The sequence below is a fragment of the Sphingomonas sp. PvP056 genome, from assembly GCF_040549155.1.
Lineage (GTDB): Bacteria > Pseudomonadota > Alphaproteobacteria > Sphingomonadales > Sphingomonadaceae > Sphingomonas.
Genome location: NZ_JBEPST010000001.1, coordinates 792,365 through 809,174 on the forward strand (window position 1 = coordinate 792,365; position 16,810 = coordinate 809,174).

A 16,810-nucleotide genomic window follows, 5' to 3' on the forward strand; every position below is an offset into this window, starting at 1 on the left:
GCGTTTTAGGATGACCGCAGACAACCGAATGTCGCGGCCAGATGCGGTCCTCGGCCCGCCTGCGGTCGCTGCCATGCTGTTCGCGCTGGTCTGGCTGTCGTGCGTCTGGTTCGGCTCCTATGCGTTCAACCCCAATAACGCGACGCGGTTGTTCGCGGCGCTTGCGCTGGTCGAGCAGGGCGACGCGCGGATCGATCGCTACCAGTCGCTGACGATCGACAAGGCGCAGTTCGGCGAGGGTAGCGCACGCCATTACTATATGGACAAGGCCCCCGGCATGACGCTGATGGCGGTCCCCGCCGTCTGGGCAGCCGACCGCTTGTCCGGTGCGAAGGCTAGCGATCAGGTCATCGACATCGCCAATCCACGACTGATGAAGTTCCTTGGTATCCGCCTTGCCGCAGTCGTTGCGTCCAGCGTCGCGCTGCTCACTGCATGTGCGGCCGTGCTGTTGCTCGATCTCGGGACGGGGATTACCGGCAGTCCCGCGGCGGGGCTGTTCGCCGCGCTGGGATATGCACTGGGGTCGATCGTGTGGGGCTGGTCGACCAGCCTGTTCGGTCATGCGCCGGTGGCGGCGCTGCTGGTGATTGCGACCTGGGCGATCTGGCGCGGGACGTCGGGGCCACGCGCGTTCACGCGTTGGCGCTATCCGGTACTGGCGGGGCTTGCGCTCGGCTGGGCGGTGGCGGTCGAGTTTCAGGCGGCGCTCAGCGGCATCGCGATCGGCGTTTGGGCGCTGTGGCGCACGCGCAGTGCCGTGGCGCGGGTTCGTGGCCGGATCTATGGCATTACGGTGATCTGTGCGGGGGCGGCGATCGTGCCGGTAGTGGCGTATAACATGATCGCCTTCGGCACGCCGTTCATGCTGGGATATCAGGGTGTCGTCGGTTTCGACGGGATGAACCAGGGGCTGTTCGGACTGACCTATCCCAAGCCGGTAGCGATGTGGGGGATCGTGTTCGGGTTGCGACGCGGACTGTTGTGGGTGTCGCCCGTGCTAATCGTCGGCGGCGTCGGGTTGGCCCGCATGATCCGCCGTCCCGCTACGCGCGATCTCGGCTGGCTCGCGGTGGCGGTGGTCGCGATCGTCGTGTCGGTCAATGCGTCCTATTTCTACTGGGACGGTGGGGCCTCGGTGGGGCCTCGGCATTCGGTTCCGGCGATCGCGTTCCTTGGCCTCGGGCTCGCACCGTTCTGGGCATCGCTTTCCAGCGATCGGGCGCGGTATGCGGCGGCTGCACTGCTGGCGGTGTCGATCGTCATCAACCTGATCATCGCCAGCACCGACATCTTCGCGGCGGAGACGATGGCGGTGCCGGTGTGGACGCGGAACTTCCTCGACCTGTTCCTGACCGGCAAGCTCGAGACGCTCCCCAATCTGTTCTGGGGCTGGAATGCGTGGTTCGGCTTCGCGTTCTATCTCGACATCGCGCTGCCGCTGCTCGGGTTGATCGTGTGGCAGACGCAGCGTGCGGAACGCAGGCTGTCAGAATAGACGACTGCCGTTCGGGACGGGCTGGTCCGGCGCGATCAACACGACTTCGCCCGCTTCGTCCGGGAAGCCGAGCGTCAGCACTTCGGACATCACCGGCCCGATCTGGCGCGGCGGGAAATTGACGACCGCCGCGACCTGCCGCCCGACCAGCTCGTCCAGCGTATAATGCACCGTGATCTGCGCCGAGGAGCGGCGGGTGCCGATCTCGGGCCCGAAGTCGATCACCAGCCGGTAGGCGGGCTTGCGCGCTTGCGGGAAGGGGAGCGCCTCGACGATCGTGCCGACGCGAATGTCGACCTTCAGGAAATCCCCGAAGTCGATCCGGGGAGAAGGCTCAGAAGTCGACATCGTCATAATGTTTCGGCGCCATGATTCCCTCCATCCGTTCGGACAGCAACGGGCGGAAGCTCGGGCGGCTCTTGAACCCGCGATACCATTTCGCGGTCTGTTCGTGATTCTTCCAGTCGATCCCGCCGAGATAGTCCGCGACCGAAATCTGCGCCGCGGCGGCAAGATCGGCAAGGCTCATCGTCGCGCCCGCCATCCAGTTGTGATGGTCGAGCAGATAATCGGTGTAATCGAGATGGCGGACCGCCGCCTTCATCGCGTCGCGAAGCCGCTTCGAATCGGGCGGCTCCTTCGTCACGAGGCGCTTTTCCATCCGCTCGTGCAGCAGCGGCGCGACGATATCGGCGAAGAACTGCGTGTCGAACCACGCGACGAGGCGGCGAATTTCCGCGCGGCTGGTCGCGGTTCCGTTGATCATCGCGGCCTTCTCGACCGTTTCCTCGAGATATTCGCAGATCGCCATGGAATCCATCAGCAGGATCCCGCGCGTCTGGTCCGCCAGCACAGGAACTTGCCCCGCCGGGTTCATGTCGAGGAATTCGTCCCGCCGATCCCACGGGCTTTCGCGGACGAGTTCATAGCCGATGCCCTTTTCGCCGAGCAGGAGCCGGACCTTGCGGGAGAACGGGCAGAGCGGGAATTGGTAAAGTTGCCACATGCCCGTGGTGGTAGGAGGTGTGCGGCGCAGGGGGAAGATGGCGCGCAGGAATTATCGGTCGGGCGACCGACGAAGCGGGATGATGCGGCGCTGGACCGCCTCCTGAACACTCCTCCAACCTTCCCCGGCAAAGGCCGGGGCTCAGGAGCGCAACGGAGGAGAAAATCGGCTGCGCTACGTTACTCCGGCCATCGCCACTGGGTCCCGGCCTTCGCCGGGAAAGCGTGGTGCAAAAGCAGCGCGAAACTTGGCGCGAATGGCGTAAAACCCGTCGCGCGCGCGCTAATTACGTGCCGAATCTAGACCCAGATTGGTGCTTCCCAGCACAGTACGAAGCCGTTCTGCGGTGCGCTGGAGCTCGGCGGACATGCTGGCAATATCCTTCGCGGCCTGCCCGGTCGCGGCTATCGCGCCCTTTGCACCCTTATGGATATGGTCCGCATACTGCGGGTCCTGCCGCCCGATCACGTCACCCAGCGTGTCCTCCTGACGGATGCCTGTGTCCGGACCTGCCAGTTTCGCAACCGGCCCCACGCGAGTCTGGAGCAAGGCCGCGGCATATTGGTCGACGACCGCGGCAAGCCCTTCCTGGATCAGCGGATTCGACAGCAGCGCGCCGACCTGTGCCGCATCGATCTGCGGCGCGGGGCGGGGAGCAGGCTCCCGCGCGAACGCCGGGGTGGCGGCGGTGAGGGCGAACAAACCCAGGAGATACAGGCGCATAGCGTACCTTTTGGTGTGTGGTCAGGCGGCGCTTATAGCAGCTTTTAGGGCGCGCGTCGATTGGTTGGCCGGCTCGTGCTCCCGCGAAGGCGGGAGTCCAGGGTCGCAAACGTCAGCAGACGTTGTTTTGCAAAACCTTGGATTCCGGCTTTCGCGGGAGGACGACAGAACCAACGCAAGAAGCCGCCTTACTCCGCCGCCACCTGCTCCACCCGATCGTCGAGTGGATGCGAAAGCCGAGTCAGCATTTCCTTCGGCACCACCTGCCAGAACCGATCCACCACGCGGCCCCAGTCATCGAGCAGCGCACCCGACCATTTGCTATCGGTTGCAGCATGATGCGCGCGGATCATGCCAAGCAACACCGCTTCCCAATGCAGCGACGACAGCCGGTTCCACGTGATGCTGTCCGGGTTGGCACGCCGCGCGAAGCTGCCGTCGGCGTCGTAGATGAACGCCATCCCGCCGGTCATCCCAGCGCCGAAGTTCGCGCCGACCGGGCCGAGCACCACCGCGGTCCCGCCGGTCATATACTCGCACCCGTTCGCCCCACAGCCCTCGACCACGACGTTCGCGCCCGAGTTGCGGACGGCGAAGCGTTCGCCCGCCTGGCCAGCCGCATAGAGGCTGCCCGAGGTTGCGCCGTAGAGCACGGTGTTGCCGACGATCGTATTATCCTGCGACGCGAGCGGCGAACTCACCACCGGGCGCACCGCGATGATGCCCCCCGACAGACCCTTGCCGACATAATCGTTTGCGTCGCCAAATACTTCGAGTGTGATCCCCTTGCACAGGAACGCACCGAGGCTCTGCCCCGCAGACCCGCGCAACCGGACATGGACGTGCCCGTCCGCCAGCGCCGACATGCCGAAGGTCCGCGTGATCTCGCTCGACAACCGTGTGCCGACTGCGCGGTGCGTGTTGCGGACCGAATAGGTCAACTGCATCTTCTCGCGCCGGCTGAACACCGCGCCCGCATCCTTGATGATCTGCGCGTCCAGGCTGTCGGGGACTTCGTTGCGCCGACCGGTCAGGCTGAAGCGGCGCTGGTCGTCGGGCGCATCGACCTTGGCGAGGATCGGGTTGAGATCGAGATCGTCGAGATGCTCCGCACCACGGCTGACCTGGCGGAGAAGCTCGGTCCGGCCGATCACTTCGTCGAGGCTGCGGAACCCCAGCCGTGCCAGGATGTCGCGGACTTCCTCGGCGATGAAGGTCATGAGATTGATGACCTTTTCCGGCGTACCGGTGAACTTGTCGCGCAGCTTCTGGTCCTGCGTGCAGACGCCGACCGGGCAAGTGTTCGAATGGCACTGCCGCACCATGATGCACCCCATTGCGACGAGCGACAGCGTGCCGATCCCGAATTCCTCGGCGCCGAGGATCGCCGCGATGACGATATCGCGCCCGGTCTTGAGGCCGCCATCGGTGCGCAGCTTGATCCGCCCGCGCAGGCCGTTGAGCGTCAGCGTCTGGTTGACCTCGGACAGCCCCATTTCCCACGGCGTGCCGGCATATTTGATGCTGGTCTGCGGGGAGGCCCCGGTGCCGCCGACATGCCCTGCGATCAGGATGACGTCGGCATGCGCCTTGGCCACGCCCGCCGCGACCGTGCCGATCCCGGCGGACGAGACGAGCTTGACACACACGCGCGCAGTCGGGTTGATCTGCTTGCAGTCGTAGATGAGCTGCGCAAGATCCTCGATCGAATAGATATCGTGATGCGGCGGCGGCGAGATGAGCGTCACGCCCGGCGTCGCATGGCGCAGCTTGGCGATGAACTCGGTCACCTTGAAGCCGGGGAGCTGCCCGCCCTCGCCGGGCTTGGCCCCCTGCGCGACCTTGATCTCGATCTCCTCGCAGGCGTTAAGGTACTCTGCTGTAACGCCAAATCGTCCGCTGGCGATCTGCTTCACGCCTGAGTTGGCATTGTCGCCATTGGCGTAGGGTTGATAGCGTGTGCGATCTTCGCCGCCTTCGCCCGACACCGCCTTCGCGCCGATCCGGTTCATCGCGATCGCGAGCGTCTCATGCGCCTCGGGGCTGAGCGCGCCGAGCGACATGCCCGGCGTCACGAAGCGCTTGCGAATCTCGGTGATCGCCTCGACCTGGTCGACCGGGATGCCCTCGTCAGGATATTTGAACTGAAGCAAATCACGCAGATAGACCGGGGGCAGCGCCTCCACCCCGCGCGCGAATTGCAGGTAGGTCGAATAGCTGTCGTTCGCGACCGAATTCTGCAGCAGATGCATCAGCTGCGCCGAGTAAGCGTGCGTCTCCCCGGTGTGGCGCTGGCGATAGAAGCCGCCGATCGGGAGCGTGGCGACGCCCTCGTCGAACGCCTTGTCGTGGCGAAGCTGCGCGTTGAGATGGAGCGAGGCATAGCCTTCGCCCGAGATCTTCGCGGGCATCCCCGGGAACAGATCGTTGACGAGCGCACGGCTGAGGCCGACCGCCTCGAAGTTATAGCCGCCGCGATAGCTGGAGATCACCGCGATCCCCATCTTCGACATGATCTTGAGCAAACCTTCGTCGACCGCGGTACGGTGCCGTGTGAGACATTCGGCAAGGGTCAGCTCGCCGAACAGCCCGCGCGCCTGGCGATCCGCGATCGACGCTTCGGCCAGATAGGCGTGGACGGTGGTCGCGCCGACGCCGATCAGCACCGCATAATAATGCGTGTCGAGGCATTCGGCGGTCTGGATGTTGATGCTGGCATAGGAGCGCAGCCCCATGCGGACGAGGTGCGTATGCACCGCCGCCGCCGCGAGCACGCCCGCGATGCCGATCCGGTCGACGCCGATCGCCATGTCGGTCAGGAACAGTTCGCTCTTGCCCTGGCGCACCGCCGTCACCGCTTCGGCACGGATGCGGGCGATCGCGGCACGAAGCGTCTCCGGCCCGCCGCCTGCCTCGAAGGTGCAGTCGATCTCCGCCGCCTGGGCACCGAAATGCGCCTTGAGCTGCGCCCAAGCGGTGCCGTCCAGCACCGGCGACTGGAGCACCAGCACGCCGTCGCGCCGATCCTCGGTATCGAGGATGTTGGCGAGATTGCCGAAGCGCGTCTTGAGCGACATCACATGGCGTTCGCGCAACGGGTCGATCGGCGGGTTGGTGACCTGGCTGAAATTCTGCCGGAAGAACTGGCTGATCAGTCGCGGCTTGTCCGAGATGACCGCGAGCGGCGTATCGTCGCCCATCGAGCCGATCGCTTCCTTCGCACCCTCGACCATCGGCGACAGGATCAACTCCATGTCCTCGAGCGTCTGCCCCGCCGCGACCTGACGGCGCGTGAGGTCGGCGCGATCGAAGCGCATGATCGCGTCCTCGGCAGGCTGCGGCAGCGCCTCGATCCGCTTGAACGCGCCGATCATCGCGGCGTAATCCGCCTCGCCCGCGATCTGGTCCTTGATCGCGCGGTCATGGTACAGCACGCCCTCGTCGAGATCGATCGCGAGCATCTGGCCCGGCCCGAGCCGGCCCTTCTCGATGATCGTCGATTCAGGCACCACGACCATCCCGCTTTCAGACCCGACGATGACGATCCCGTCGACCGTGCGGACATAGCGCAGCGGCCGGAGCGCATTGCGGTCCATCCCCGCGACCGCCCAGCGGCCATCGGTCATCGCGAGCGCGGCGGGGCCGTCCCACGGCTCCATCACCGACGCGAGATACTGGTACATCGACAGATGATCGGCGGGCATGTCGATCGAATCCGCCATCGCCTCGGGCACCAGCATCAGCTTGGCGGTGGGGGCATCGCGGCCCGAGCGGCAGATCGCCTCGAACACCGCGTCGAGTGCTGCGGTGTCGGATGCGCCCGCCGGGATCACCGGCTTGATGTCCTCCGACTGATCGCCGAACGACAGGCTCGCCATCTTGATCTCGTGGCTGAGCATCCAGTTCTTGTTGCCACGGATCGTGTTGATCTCGCCATTGTGCGCGAGGCAGCGGAACGGCTGCGCCAGCCACCATTGCGGGAAGGTGTTGGTCGAATAGCGCTGATGGAAGATTGCGACGCGGCTCTCGAACCGCGGGTCGCGCAGATCGGGGTAGAATACCGACAGCGATTCCGCGAGGAACAGACCCTTGTAGATGATCGACCGGCACGACAGCGAGCAGACGTAGAAGCCCTGGATCTGCGCCGCGATCACGCGCTTCTCGATCCGGCGGCGGACGAGGTAGAGGTTCTTCTCGAACTCGGCGGCGGTCTGTTGGTCGGGCAGGGGGCCCGCGATCATGATCTGCTCGATCTCGGGGCGAGTCGCCTGCGCCTTCTGGCCGATCACCGACACGTCGACCGGCACCTGGCGCCAGCCGTAGATGGTATAGCCTTCCTCGATGATCGCGCTTTCGACGATCGTGCGGCACGCCTCCTGCGCGCCGAGATCGGTGCGCGGCAGGAAGATCATGCCGACGGCGAGGCGATTGGGCATCTGGCGATGGCCCGAGGCGGCGACCGCATCGTCGAAGAACTTGAGCGGGAGATCGATGTGCAGGCCCGCGCCATCGCCGGTCTTGCCATCGGCATCGACCGCGCCGCGGTGCCACACCGCCTTCAGCGCATCGATCGCGGATTGCACGACGCGGCGCGACGGCGTGCCATCGGCCGCGGCGACGAGACCGACGCCGCACGCGTCGCCCTCGAATTCGGGGCGATACATGCCGTGTTCGGCGAGGCGGAGGCGTTCGGAGTCCATGTTGGTCATGATGTGCCCTTGGGGTCTTGCAGCTTGTTCTCTTCGGTACCCATCGCCTTCGCAAGGCGCGCTTTCTCAGCCGGGGTCAGGTCTTCCATCCGTCGCGGCGGTGGCAGCGCGGCGGTCGCTTTCGTGGCCGCCTCCATGAAATGCGGCATTTGCTGCATCATCCTGGGCATCATGTCCCTCATCGTATTCATGACCGCAGGATCGGTCATGATCGTTGTGACGGTCGCCGCATATTTCGCCCCGGTGGGCGTTCCGAAATAACGATCCAGATCGGTCAACTCGGCGAGCGAGAAACGATTGGCATAGGCATGCGCCATCCCGTCGCGAAGCTCGGGCTCCATCGTCGTGAAGAAGTCGCCCATCGCCCCGAGCATCGCGTGCATCATGAGTTGCTGACGCTCTTCCCACCGCGGGTCGTAGATTGCCATGATCTGCGTGAGATCGATCTTGTCGAGTTTCTGCGCATCCTCGACCTTCATCCCGCCCATTTGCGCGATCTGGCCGAGCGGCATGGCTTTCATGGCACCGCCCACGCTTCCCATGATCGCGTCCATCGAGCCTGACATGAGTTGCTTGTAGACGCCGGGGGGCAGGAGCCGTGCAGCGACGCGGCGCGCTACTGCCAGCCGGGCGGGATCCGTCGGCGCGCCGGGTTGTGCGGCAGTTTGAGCAACGGATGTCGGCACGCCCTGTGCGAAGGCCGATGGCCCGACCAGGGCCAGCGCGCCCGCGACGACACAGACGTATCTCACGCCGCAACCTTCGCGGTGCGCGCCTTCGCCTTCAGAAAGTTATGCATGGTCGCCGCAACGTCGCCTCCGTCGCGGATCGCCCACACCACCAGCGACGCGCCGCGCACGATGTCGCCCGCCGCGAACACGCCGTCGAGCGAGGTCATCAGCGTTTTGTTGTCGACCAGCACCGTGCCCCAGCGCGTCACGCCAAGCTCGGGCGCATCGAACAGCCGCGGCAGATCCTCGGCGTCGAAGCCGAGCGCCTTGATGACGAGATCGGCCTGCAGATCGAACCCGCCCTCGGGATCGATCTCGGGTGCGCGCCGACCGCTCGCATCGGGCGCGCCGAGCCGCATCGCGCTCGCCTTGACGCCAGACACGCGGTCTTCGCCGACGAAGCTTTCGGGCGCGGAGAGCCAGACGAACTCGACGCCTTCTTCCTCGGCGTTGCTCACTTCGCGTTGCGAGCCCGGCATGTTGGCGCGGTCGCGGCGGTAGAGGCACTTCACCGACGCGGCGTCCTGACGGATCGCGGTGCGCACGCAGTCCATCGCGGTATCGCCGCCGCCGATCACGACGACATGCTTGCCCGCCGCGTTGAGGCTGCCGTCGTCATACGCGGGGACGGCATCGCCGAAATTCTTGCGATTGGAGGCGGTGAGGAAGTCGAGCGCATCGACCACGCCGACACGCTCGACGCCGGGGGCCTTGATCGCGCGCGCCTTGTAGACGCCGGTCGCGATCAGCAGCGCGTCATGACGCTGGCGGAGCTCGTCGAGCGTCGCATCGCGACCGACCTCGAAGCTCTCGTGGAACACGATCCCGCCCGCCTTGAGCCGCTCGACGCGGCGCGTGACGACGGGCTTCTCGAGCTTGAAGCCGGGGATGCCGTAGGTCAGCAATCCGCCCGCACGGTCGTAGCGATCGTAGACGTGGACCTCATAGCCGTTGCCGCGGAGATATTCCGCCGCGGACAGGCCAGCGGGGCCAGCACCGATCACGCCGACCGACTGCCCGCGTGCGGGGCCGACCACCAACGGCTCGACCCAGCCTTCTTCCCAGGCGGTGTCGGTGATGAACTTCTCGACCGCGCCGATCGTCACCGCGCCGTGGCCGGAGAATTCGATCACGCAATTGCCTTCGCACAGCCGGTCCTGCGGGCAGATCCGGCCGCAGATCTCGGGCATGGTCGAGGTGGCGTTGCTCAGCTCATAGGCTTCACGCAGCCGCCCCTCGGCGGTCAGGCGGAGCCAGTCGGGGATGTGATTGTGAAGCGGGCAATGCACCGAGCAATAGGGCACGCCGCATTGCGAGCAGCGCCCGGCCTGTTGCTCGGCATCGGGGACCGCATAGCGATCCGCGATCTCCTGAAAATCCTCAGCACGCAGTTCAGGGTCGCGCTTGGCCGGATAGGCCTGATCGCGATCTACAAACTTGAGCAGCAAAGAGTCGGCCATGCACCCATCCTTTCGAGAAGGCGGCGCATATCGTACTATTATGTCGCTGTCACCGCAAAAGTGGCATATATGGCAGCGACATTGACCTATAAAACGGTAGTGGGTGTTCGGGGTCGGTTGGAAAGCACGGACTAGACGCTTAAAGGTACCGATGTGGACCTATAGCGTCGAGAGCCAAGCCAGGGCAATCGCGCCAGCGATGATACGGTACACCGCAAAGGGAACGAATCCATAGCGCGTCACCACGCCGATGAACCACTTCACCACGAGCAAGGCGACGACAAACGACACTGCGAACCCCAATGCGATCGCGCCAAGCCCGACGCCCTCGCCGCTCATCATCTCATGGCGGTTCTTGACCAGCTCGAGCGCGGTTGCCCCCAGCATCGTCGGAATCGCGAGGAAGAAGCTAAATTCCGCCGCGGTCCGCCGCTCGACCCCGAGCGCGAGCGCGCCGAGGATCGTGGCACCCGAGCGACTGACGCCGGGGACCATCGCCAGGCACTGCAGGAAGCCGATCCCGATCACCTTTGGCAGTGGAATGTCGGCGACCCCGACGATGTCGCTTTTGGGCGCAAGACGCTCGACCGCGATGATCGCAAGCCCACCGACGATCAGCGCGATCGCCACCACCTCGGCATTGCCAAGCAACGCCTCGATCTGCTTGTGGATCGTCAAGCCAATCACGGCTGCGGGAATGAAGGCGACCAGCAGGTTGCGGACGAACAGCAGCGACTTGGGTTCGCGCTTGATGACACCCATGCCGACCGCCCAGAACGTCCGCCAGTAAAGCGCAACGATCGCGAGGATGGCACCCAGCTGGATGATGACGTTGAACGCACCCCAGCGCGCGGCGTCATAACCGAGCAGCTTGGTCGCCAAAATGAGATGGCCGGTCGAGGAGACGGGCAAGAACTCGGTGACCCCCTCGACGATGCCGAGCAGGATGATGCTGATGATCTCGTTCACGTAAGTTCCCTTCTGCCGCTCCCCGGGTCAGTTCCCCTGAGTGCGATGACCTCCGCTGATCGCCGCGCGTGCTTCAGGCCGCGGCGGGCGTCGAGAAGCGACCGCCCTTGCGATACCGCACGAGCCAGTTCGGTGCGACCGCGTCGAGCGGCGTGGGCGTGATGCTGAGCGCCTCAAGACCATTCGCGCCGTGGGCCACGACATTGTCATGCGCCAGCATCCGCCACTGGTCCTTGGTGATCGGTGCGCCGGGCAGGAACCCGAGCCCCGCGATCGCCGCGCCGATCACATCCGGCACATCGACGATCCGACGGTTGTGCCCGGTCGTCTTGGCAATCCAGCGCACCAGCGCGCCCATCGTGATCGTGTCGGGTCCGCCGAGTTCGAACGTTTTGCCCGCGGCGATCGTGGGCTCGTCGATCGCCTGCACGACGGCCTGTGCGACATCGCCGACATAAACCGGCTGGAACTTGGTGCCGGTCCGCAGCACCGGAACGATCGGTGCGCTGCCGATCATCGCGGCGAAGCGGTTAAGGAACTGGTCCTCCCGCCCGAACACGATCGAGGGACGCAGGATCGTCGCAGCCGGGAAAGCTGCGCGGACCGTGGCCTCGCCTTCGCCCTTCGAGCGGCCATAAGCCGAATCAGACGCGCTATCCGCGCCGATCGCGGACATGTGGACGAGCGTCGCCACCCCGGCATGCGCCGCAGCCTCAGCGACGATTCGCGCGCCATCGACCTGAATTTTCTGAAAATCGCCGGCAAGGATCCCGACGAGGTTCACCACCGCATCCGCGTCGGCAACCGCGCGGGCGATCGATTCGGGCTTGGTGATGTCGACTGCGACGAATTGCGTCTGGCCAAGCCCACCCTGCGTCTTGAGGAAAAACGCCTGCCGCGGATCGCGCTGCGCAATCCGCACGCGCGCACCACGTTCCAGCAGCGCCTGCGCCACATAGCGGCCGAGGAAACCCCCGCCGCCGATCAAAGTCACCAGCTTGTTGTTCATCGAAAGCGCCTTCTCGAATGTCGATCTGTCCTCTGCCTAGCATCGTGCGTGTTGACAAGACCAACGACGCTCCCCTAAGGCCCGCCACCTACCCAGTGCCCGGATGGCGGAATTGGTAGACGCACCAGCTTCAGGTGCTGGCGATCGCAAGGTCGTGGAGGTTCGAGTCCTCTTCCGGGCACCAGTCTTTAGACTACTCCATCTCGTACAGGACGATCTATGGTATCCGATAGGGGTGCCATGGCGTTAATCTTGACATGTTGGAAAATGTTGCTCAAATGTTCTCGTCGTATCGATGGGGCGAGGCGGCATGATACAGTCTGCAAATCACGAGCGACAGACAGCGTTTTCTCGGTGTTGCGAACAGGCAGACTGCCACGCATCTCGAACCCGGACGTCGTCGAGTTCAAATTCAATCATTGGCATGATCCCACCGACGGTCGGTTCACCTTTGTTGGTTCAGGGCATTACCATGGCGGTGCCGCGCAGAAACCAAAGCGCCGCACCAGCGACCGTTCACCAAACACGGGTCATCGCGGGCAGTCTGGTGCGGAATCGCGCGGCGCGAAGATGCCGCGCAGGGAAACTCCATCTTCCGAAAAACCGACACGAGTTAGCGAAACTCCGCAAAGTCGCTCAACGGCTGAGCCTGAGTCGATAGCCGCGGCATCGCGACGGATCGATCCGCCAAATCCGGTTGCAGAATTCGCCGAAGGCGTCGGCGAGGGTCTGTACCGCGTCGGCGCGGGTACAGTAACAGGTGTGTACTCCATACTCACGACCAATCCTATCACAACTGTCCAGAATGTCGGGATCGCAGTTGCGCGTACGATCGACGCGGCGCTCGTGGCCGATGCTACGCCAACGACCGTCCACATCGCGCGTGCAGCGACTGCGCTTACGAATGCCTCGGTGCGCGATTGGGGGAGGTCAACGGGTCTCGTCGCTGGCAATGTTGTGGTGGCAGCAGTCCCCGGAGCGGTGATATCCAAAGTCTCCGCGTTGCGCTCAGCAGGTGCGATAGCGTCGGAGACTGTTTATAAACCACTGAAAGTACATTGGGCTAAAGAACACTCTAATAGCGTGGCGCCCTGGAAGGCATACAACGACGCAGCAACTGGTGCGCAGGTAGGCTATGCGCCGGCATTTGCCCGAACGATGGCGGATGGCTCGATCAGATTAGTTAAGTTTGATGGAGTATTTGAGTATTATGTTATCGATCGAAAGTCAAGTATCAGGAATATGCCACGTGCCCGAGCGCAGGTGTCGCGCCAAGCGGATGTTTTGGCGCAACACAATATGATTGGATTTTGGGAAGTTCCCACACCCGTCCAAAGGGTCAAAGCTCTCCAGCTTCTAAAGAAAAGGAACGTTACGAACATTGGTGTCAGGGTAATAAAATTATGATAGCTGCTCAGGTCGCGCGGATCATTGCTAATTTTGTCATCTTTTGTGAGTTGTCGGACGACGATCTCGTTGATCCCGACGAGGCCTGCGGGGTGATGGAGGTTCTTGGTAGCCAGCTGGAAGCGATGGACAAACCCTTCCTGAGGAAACTCGTCGACGCGTTTCCGATAATTGCCGTGGAATACAGCGGTAAAGCGCAGGAATTGGTACGGGACTTGCCGTACGGCTTCTATCTTGAAGAAGCTCTTGCCTCTGATGACCCGGCAAGGCTGGCCGAGTTAGAGGCCATACGGGATGCAAAGGCGTAAACTCCAAAACGAAGCGTAAAGCTGGAGTTGCGATCAATCGCGCCGTGTTATCCTGTCAACAAAGACGCTCTTTGATCGTCCGGCGTAATATAGTAATATTCCAATGATCCAAGTGCCTGTATTTGTCCAATATGGGACGCCAGTCTTTAGACTACGGCACTAGCTTCAGCACGCAATGTATGCTGGCATTTTGCTGTCTTGACTTGTTGGAAAATGTTGCTCAGATGTTCTCGCCGCAGAGACAGCGGGGGCGGCATGATTCAGATATCAGATACCGAGCGACGACGCGCTTTTTCGGTTTGGTTACGGACCGGGAGATGGCCGACCGTCACCCCTTCCGGCGGCGTGGAAGTCAAATTCAACCCTTGGCATGATCCGGCAGATGGTCGTTTTACGTTCGCGGGTTCGGGGCGCGCTTACGGGCGGAGCGATGGGAATGGGGCTTCTAGCGGCGGAAGGTCCGGCAGCGGCGGCAGTCTTGCGGCACGATCGGCAGGGGCACCGCAATCTCGAACTCCGGAAGATCGCCATAAGCCACGCGCAGTTCCGGGGCCCAATTCCCAAAGCAAGATTTCACGTCCAGCGGCGACATCGCCGAGAACTGCCAAGCCAAACCCCAACCTCAAGAATGGCTCGACTGGTGCGGGATTCACAGGTGGTGGTGGCGGTCGCTTCGGCGGTGGCGGGGCTTCATCGCGCGAACCCTGGATTAATGATCCTGAAAAACAGCTGCAGGTGTCAGACAGCACCATAGCAGCCGGCAAGCAGCAAACAGCAGAATCAAAGACACGCCTTGAAGAACGGTCCGGCTTTTCCAATAGCGCGCCGCAAATGCATAGCGAAGTTCGCAACGGTTACGAATATCAGATCGATGACAAAGGGCGAACGCGCAACGTTTCCGGTGCACTTGTACTGGCCGGCAAGCAGGTGCGGTCCCGCACGGCGCAGGCGCAGGCGGGCGGTGTCGAACGGAAGCCTACGGATGATGGTGGCCATTATGTCGCTGCGCGATTCAATGGGCCAACCGAGGCGTTCAATCACTTCGCGCAGAATGCCAATTTCAATCGCGGCGGTTATCGTGTGCTCGAGGATGAATGGGCGAGAGACAAGCGCACCGGGCGAACCGTGACGGTCAGAATCGTTCCGCAATTCGATGGCGGATCAGTGCGCCCATCGGTGATCGATGTGTGGTGGAGAGTCGACGGTAAAGAGAAGAGTGCGAAATTCCCCAACAGACAATCGGAGAGAAATCGTGGCAAATGATGAGGTCAATGCTCTGCTCGACGAGATTGGACAATTGTTGGCGGCAGACCGCGCATATCCATTAGAACCCACACTGCTTTATGCTCAGCTCGATGACAACATGGTCGGAGAATCAATCTTCAAGGAACTGGGCAATCAAATCCTGTATCGTCGGCCAATAAACAGGCGACTGCCTTTTGCGCTGCTTGAACTGTGGGAAGCCCAGGAGGGCGATGAACGTTGGATGGAGTTGGAGTATCTGTATCGCGACGGCAGGTTTGAGGTTGTGTATATCTATCCTGAAGAGATTGATCCCGACGAGGATGTCGTCGAGCGTCGCGCGCGTGCGGTTCAACGGCGTTTTGGCGAAAAGCCGATCGTCTATCCACCCTGGCCACCTGAGGACGGGGTACTGGACTGATGTATAATGACACGCTGGTTGATTAGGCATAATAAATGCTCATCCATGAATAGTATTATCGCCATATAACCGTTGCTGTAAGGTAATATTATTTATAAAAGCTTTAAATACTTGAAGTGGTAACTGTATCCAAACCGTAAACATTTGAAGATATTGGATTTTTGGCAAACTATATACAGTTGTCCTCGCCGCACAAAAAGCGGGGGCGGCAGGATTCACATATTCGATGTCGAGTGACGACGAGCTTTTTGAGTTGGCTGCGGACCGGGATATGGCCGACCGTCACCATTGCCGGATTGCCGGAACGATCAACTCGGTTCTTGCAACGGAGAAACACGCTAACACTGATCTATATCGCGGTGGGTTGATGCGATTAAGCAAGCGTCGCCGCGAGATCTTGGGGCGTGCTGCCGGATCGATCAGGGGCAATATCGGGTTGACTGCGGTACTTGTGGCAACGCAACAAATTTCCCACCTTGCGCCAATTGCGCGCGCTTCAAGCGCTCGTGTCCTAGGAACCGTCGCAGATCGGCTAGGTAAAGGAGACCTTTGTGTCTGAAAAGCCTTGGAAAGCCTATAACGCCACCGCCACGGGCGCACGGCCCGGCCTAGTACCAACGTTGACACGAACCCTTCTGGACGGCTCGAAGCGATCAGTCAAATTCGACGGTGTGCAAGGCGATACCCTGATCGACAGGAAACGGTCCGTCTGTTCGATGCCGCGGGCGAAAGCGCAAACATTTCGGCAGTCCGAGGTTTTATCACAGCATAATCTTAATGCTGTGTGGGAGGTTCCCGACAAGAAGCAGCTAGTCGCAGCCAGGAGGCTACTGAAGAAACTAAAGGTCGGCAATATCAGGGCGAGGATGGTGGAACCATGATTGCTATTCAGGTCGCGCGCATCATCGCTCATTTCTCACTTTTTCTTGACCTCACGGATGACGACACGCTCGATCCTGACGAGGCTGTCCAAATGATGGAAATGCTGGGCGCGGACCTTCAAGCGTTGGATAAGGCATTCTTGCGCGAAGTGATTGATGCGTTCGCGATCATCGCTCCTGAATTTTCAGGCGTAGCGGAACATTTGGTGCGGGATATTCCCTATCACTACTACCTCGAAGAACAACTGGCGGCTGACGATCCCAAGCGCCTGGCAGAGTTGGAGGCAATACGCGAGGCGCGCGACTAAACGCAGACTGCGGGAAACGCGTAAAGTGCGTTATCACACGAAAAATTCGCTTGGTGAAATTTCCTCAAGGCAACTGAGGCGTCGCTTCTCGAACACACAATAACGCTCAACCGCCGGCTCCTGTCGTAGCAACGAAGG

At 62.3% G+C, this 16,810-nt stretch carries 14 protein-coding genes and 1 tRNA gene; 7 read left to right on the top strand and 8 right to left on the bottom strand.

Going from position 1 to position 16,810, the window contains the following annotated elements; genetic code table 11:
- Positions 1–10 precede the first annotated feature (10 nt).
- Positions 11–1,498 (top strand): hypothetical protein, encoded by a 1,488-nt coding sequence (locus ABIC17_RS03740; protein ID WP_354279288.1) that lies wholly within the window; start codon positions 11–13, stop codon positions 1,496–1,498.
- On the opposite strand, the gene ABIC17_RS03745 is transcribed toward ABIC17_RS03740, so the two are convergent.
- The 8 genes from ABIC17_RS03745 to ABIC17_RS03780 all read right to left on the bottom strand — a co-directional run bounded on the left by ABIC17_RS03745 (position 1,490) and on the right by ABIC17_RS03780 (position 12,105).
- Positions 1,490–1,852 (bottom strand): tRNA-binding protein, encoded by a 363-nt coding sequence (locus ABIC17_RS03745; RefSeq protein ID WP_502958400.1) that lies wholly within the window; start codon positions 1,850–1,852, stop codon positions 1,490–1,492. The two genes, ABIC17_RS03740 and ABIC17_RS03745, sit on opposite strands and share 9 nt — an antisense overlap.
- Complete coding sequence (locus tag ABIC17_RS03750) at positions 1,833–2,504, bottom strand: glutathione S-transferase family protein (RefSeq protein WP_131526591.1); 672 nt, start codon at positions 2,502–2,504, stop codon at positions 1,833–1,835. Before ABIC17_RS03750 ends, ABIC17_RS03745 begins: the two co-directional genes overlap by 20 nt.
- Before the next feature lie 282 nt (positions 2,505–2,786).
- Positions 2,787–3,227, bottom strand: coding sequence for a hypothetical protein (locus tag ABIC17_RS03755; protein WP_354279289.1), 441 nt, complete (start codon positions 3,225–3,227; stop codon positions 2,787–2,789).
- Positions 3,228–3,415: 188 nt separating this feature from the next.
- Complete coding sequence (gene gltB / locus ABIC17_RS03760) at positions 3,416–7,936, bottom strand: glutamate synthase large subunit (RefSeq protein ID WP_354279290.1); 4,521 nt, start codon at positions 7,934–7,936, stop codon at positions 3,416–3,418.
- Complete coding sequence (locus ABIC17_RS03765) at positions 7,933–8,688, bottom strand: DUF2059 domain-containing protein (RefSeq protein WP_354279291.1); 756 nt, start codon at positions 8,686–8,688, stop codon at positions 7,933–7,935. Before ABIC17_RS03765 ends, gltB begins: the two co-directional genes overlap by 4 nt.
- A complete protein-coding gene (locus tag ABIC17_RS03770) occupies positions 8,685–10,127 on the bottom strand; it encodes an NAD(P)-dependent oxidoreductase (RefSeq protein ID WP_354279292.1) in 1,443 nt (480 codons plus the stop codon). The genes ABIC17_RS03765 and ABIC17_RS03770 overlap by 4 nt, the downstream gene beginning before the upstream one ends.
- Before the next feature lie 159 nt (positions 10,128–10,286).
- Entirely contained in the window at positions 10,287–11,096 is an 810-nt protein-coding gene (locus tag ABIC17_RS03775) for an undecaprenyl-diphosphate phosphatase (protein WP_354279293.1), read from the bottom strand.
- A 73-nt stretch (positions 11,097–11,169) separates the two neighbouring features.
- The gene (locus ABIC17_RS03780; protein ID WP_354279294.1) at positions 11,170–12,105 is read right to left on the bottom strand and encodes a complex I NDUFA9 subunit family protein; all 936 of its coding nucleotides are present in this window, start codon (positions 12,103–12,105) and stop codon (positions 11,170–11,172) included.
- Between the two features lie 97 nt (positions 12,106–12,202).
- Between ABIC17_RS03780 and ABIC17_RS03785 the strand changes: the two genes are divergently transcribed.
- The 6 genes from ABIC17_RS03785 (at position 12,203) to ABIC17_RS03810 (ending at position 16,672) form a co-directional block, all read left to right on the top strand.
- Positions 12,203–12,289, top strand: a tRNA-Leu gene (locus ABIC17_RS03785).
- 56 nt (positions 12,290–12,345) lie between these two features.
- A complete protein-coding gene (locus ABIC17_RS03790; protein ID WP_354279295.1) occupies positions 12,346–13,512 on the top strand; it encodes a hypothetical protein in 1,167 nt (388 codons plus the stop codon).
- Positions 13,509–13,820: a hypothetical protein gene (locus tag ABIC17_RS03795; protein WP_354279296.1), complete on the top strand. Its 312-nt coding sequence runs from the start codon at positions 13,509–13,511 to the stop codon at positions 13,818–13,820. The genes ABIC17_RS03790 and ABIC17_RS03795 overlap by 4 nt, the downstream gene beginning before the upstream one ends.
- Before the next feature lie 255 nt (positions 13,821–14,075).
- Entirely contained in the window at positions 14,076–15,083 is a 1,008-nt protein-coding gene (locus tag ABIC17_RS03800) for a DNA/RNA non-specific endonuclease (protein ID WP_354279297.1), read from the top strand.
- Complete coding sequence (locus ABIC17_RS03805; protein ID WP_354279298.1) at positions 15,073–15,483, top strand: hypothetical protein; 411 nt, start codon at positions 15,073–15,075, stop codon at positions 15,481–15,483. Before ABIC17_RS03800 ends, ABIC17_RS03805 begins: the two co-directional genes overlap by 11 nt.
- Positions 15,484–16,360: 877 nt before the next feature.
- Positions 16,361–16,672, top strand: coding sequence for a hypothetical protein (locus ABIC17_RS03810; protein ID WP_354279299.1), 312 nt, complete (start codon positions 16,361–16,363; stop codon positions 16,670–16,672).
- Positions 16,673–16,810 lie beyond the last annotated feature (138 nt).

Coding starts and splice junctions, on each gene's coding strand:
- ABIC17_RS03740 (WP_354279288.1), top strand. CDS start 11: ATGACCGCAGACAACCGAATGTCGCGGCCAGATGCGGTCCTCGGCCCG.
- ABIC17_RS03745 (WP_502958400.1), bottom strand. CDS start 1,852: ATGACGATGTCGACTTCTGAGCCTTCTCCCCGGATCGACTTCGGGGAT.
- ABIC17_RS03750 (WP_131526591.1), bottom strand. CDS start 2,504: ATGTGGCAACTTTACCAATTCCCGCTCTGCCCGTTCTCCCGCAAGGTC.
- ABIC17_RS03755 (WP_354279289.1), bottom strand. CDS start 3,227: ATGCGCCTGTATCTCCTGGGTTTGTTCGCCCTCACCGCCGCCACCCCG.
- gltB (WP_354279290.1), bottom strand. CDS start 7,936: ATGACCAACATGGACTCCGAACGCCTCCGCCTCGCCGAACACGGCATG.
- ABIC17_RS03770 (WP_354279292.1), bottom strand. CDS start 10,127: ATGGCCGACTCTTTGCTGCTCAAGTTTGTAGATCGCGATCAGGCCTAT.
- ABIC17_RS03780 (WP_354279294.1), bottom strand. CDS start 12,105: ATGAACAACAAGCTGGTGACTTTGATCGGCGGCGGGGGTTTCCTCGGC.
- ABIC17_RS03790 (WP_354279295.1), top strand. CDS start 12,346: ATGGCGTTAATCTTGACATGTTGGAAAATGTTGCTCAAATGTTCTCGT.
- ABIC17_RS03795 (WP_354279296.1), top strand. CDS start 13,509: ATGATAGCTGCTCAGGTCGCGCGGATCATTGCTAATTTTGTCATCTTT.
- ABIC17_RS03800 (WP_354279297.1), top strand. CDS start 14,076: ATGATTCAGATATCAGATACCGAGCGACGACGCGCTTTTTCGGTTTGG.
- ABIC17_RS03810 (WP_354279299.1), top strand. CDS start 16,361: ATGATTGCTATTCAGGTCGCGCGCATCATCGCTCATTTCTCACTTTTT.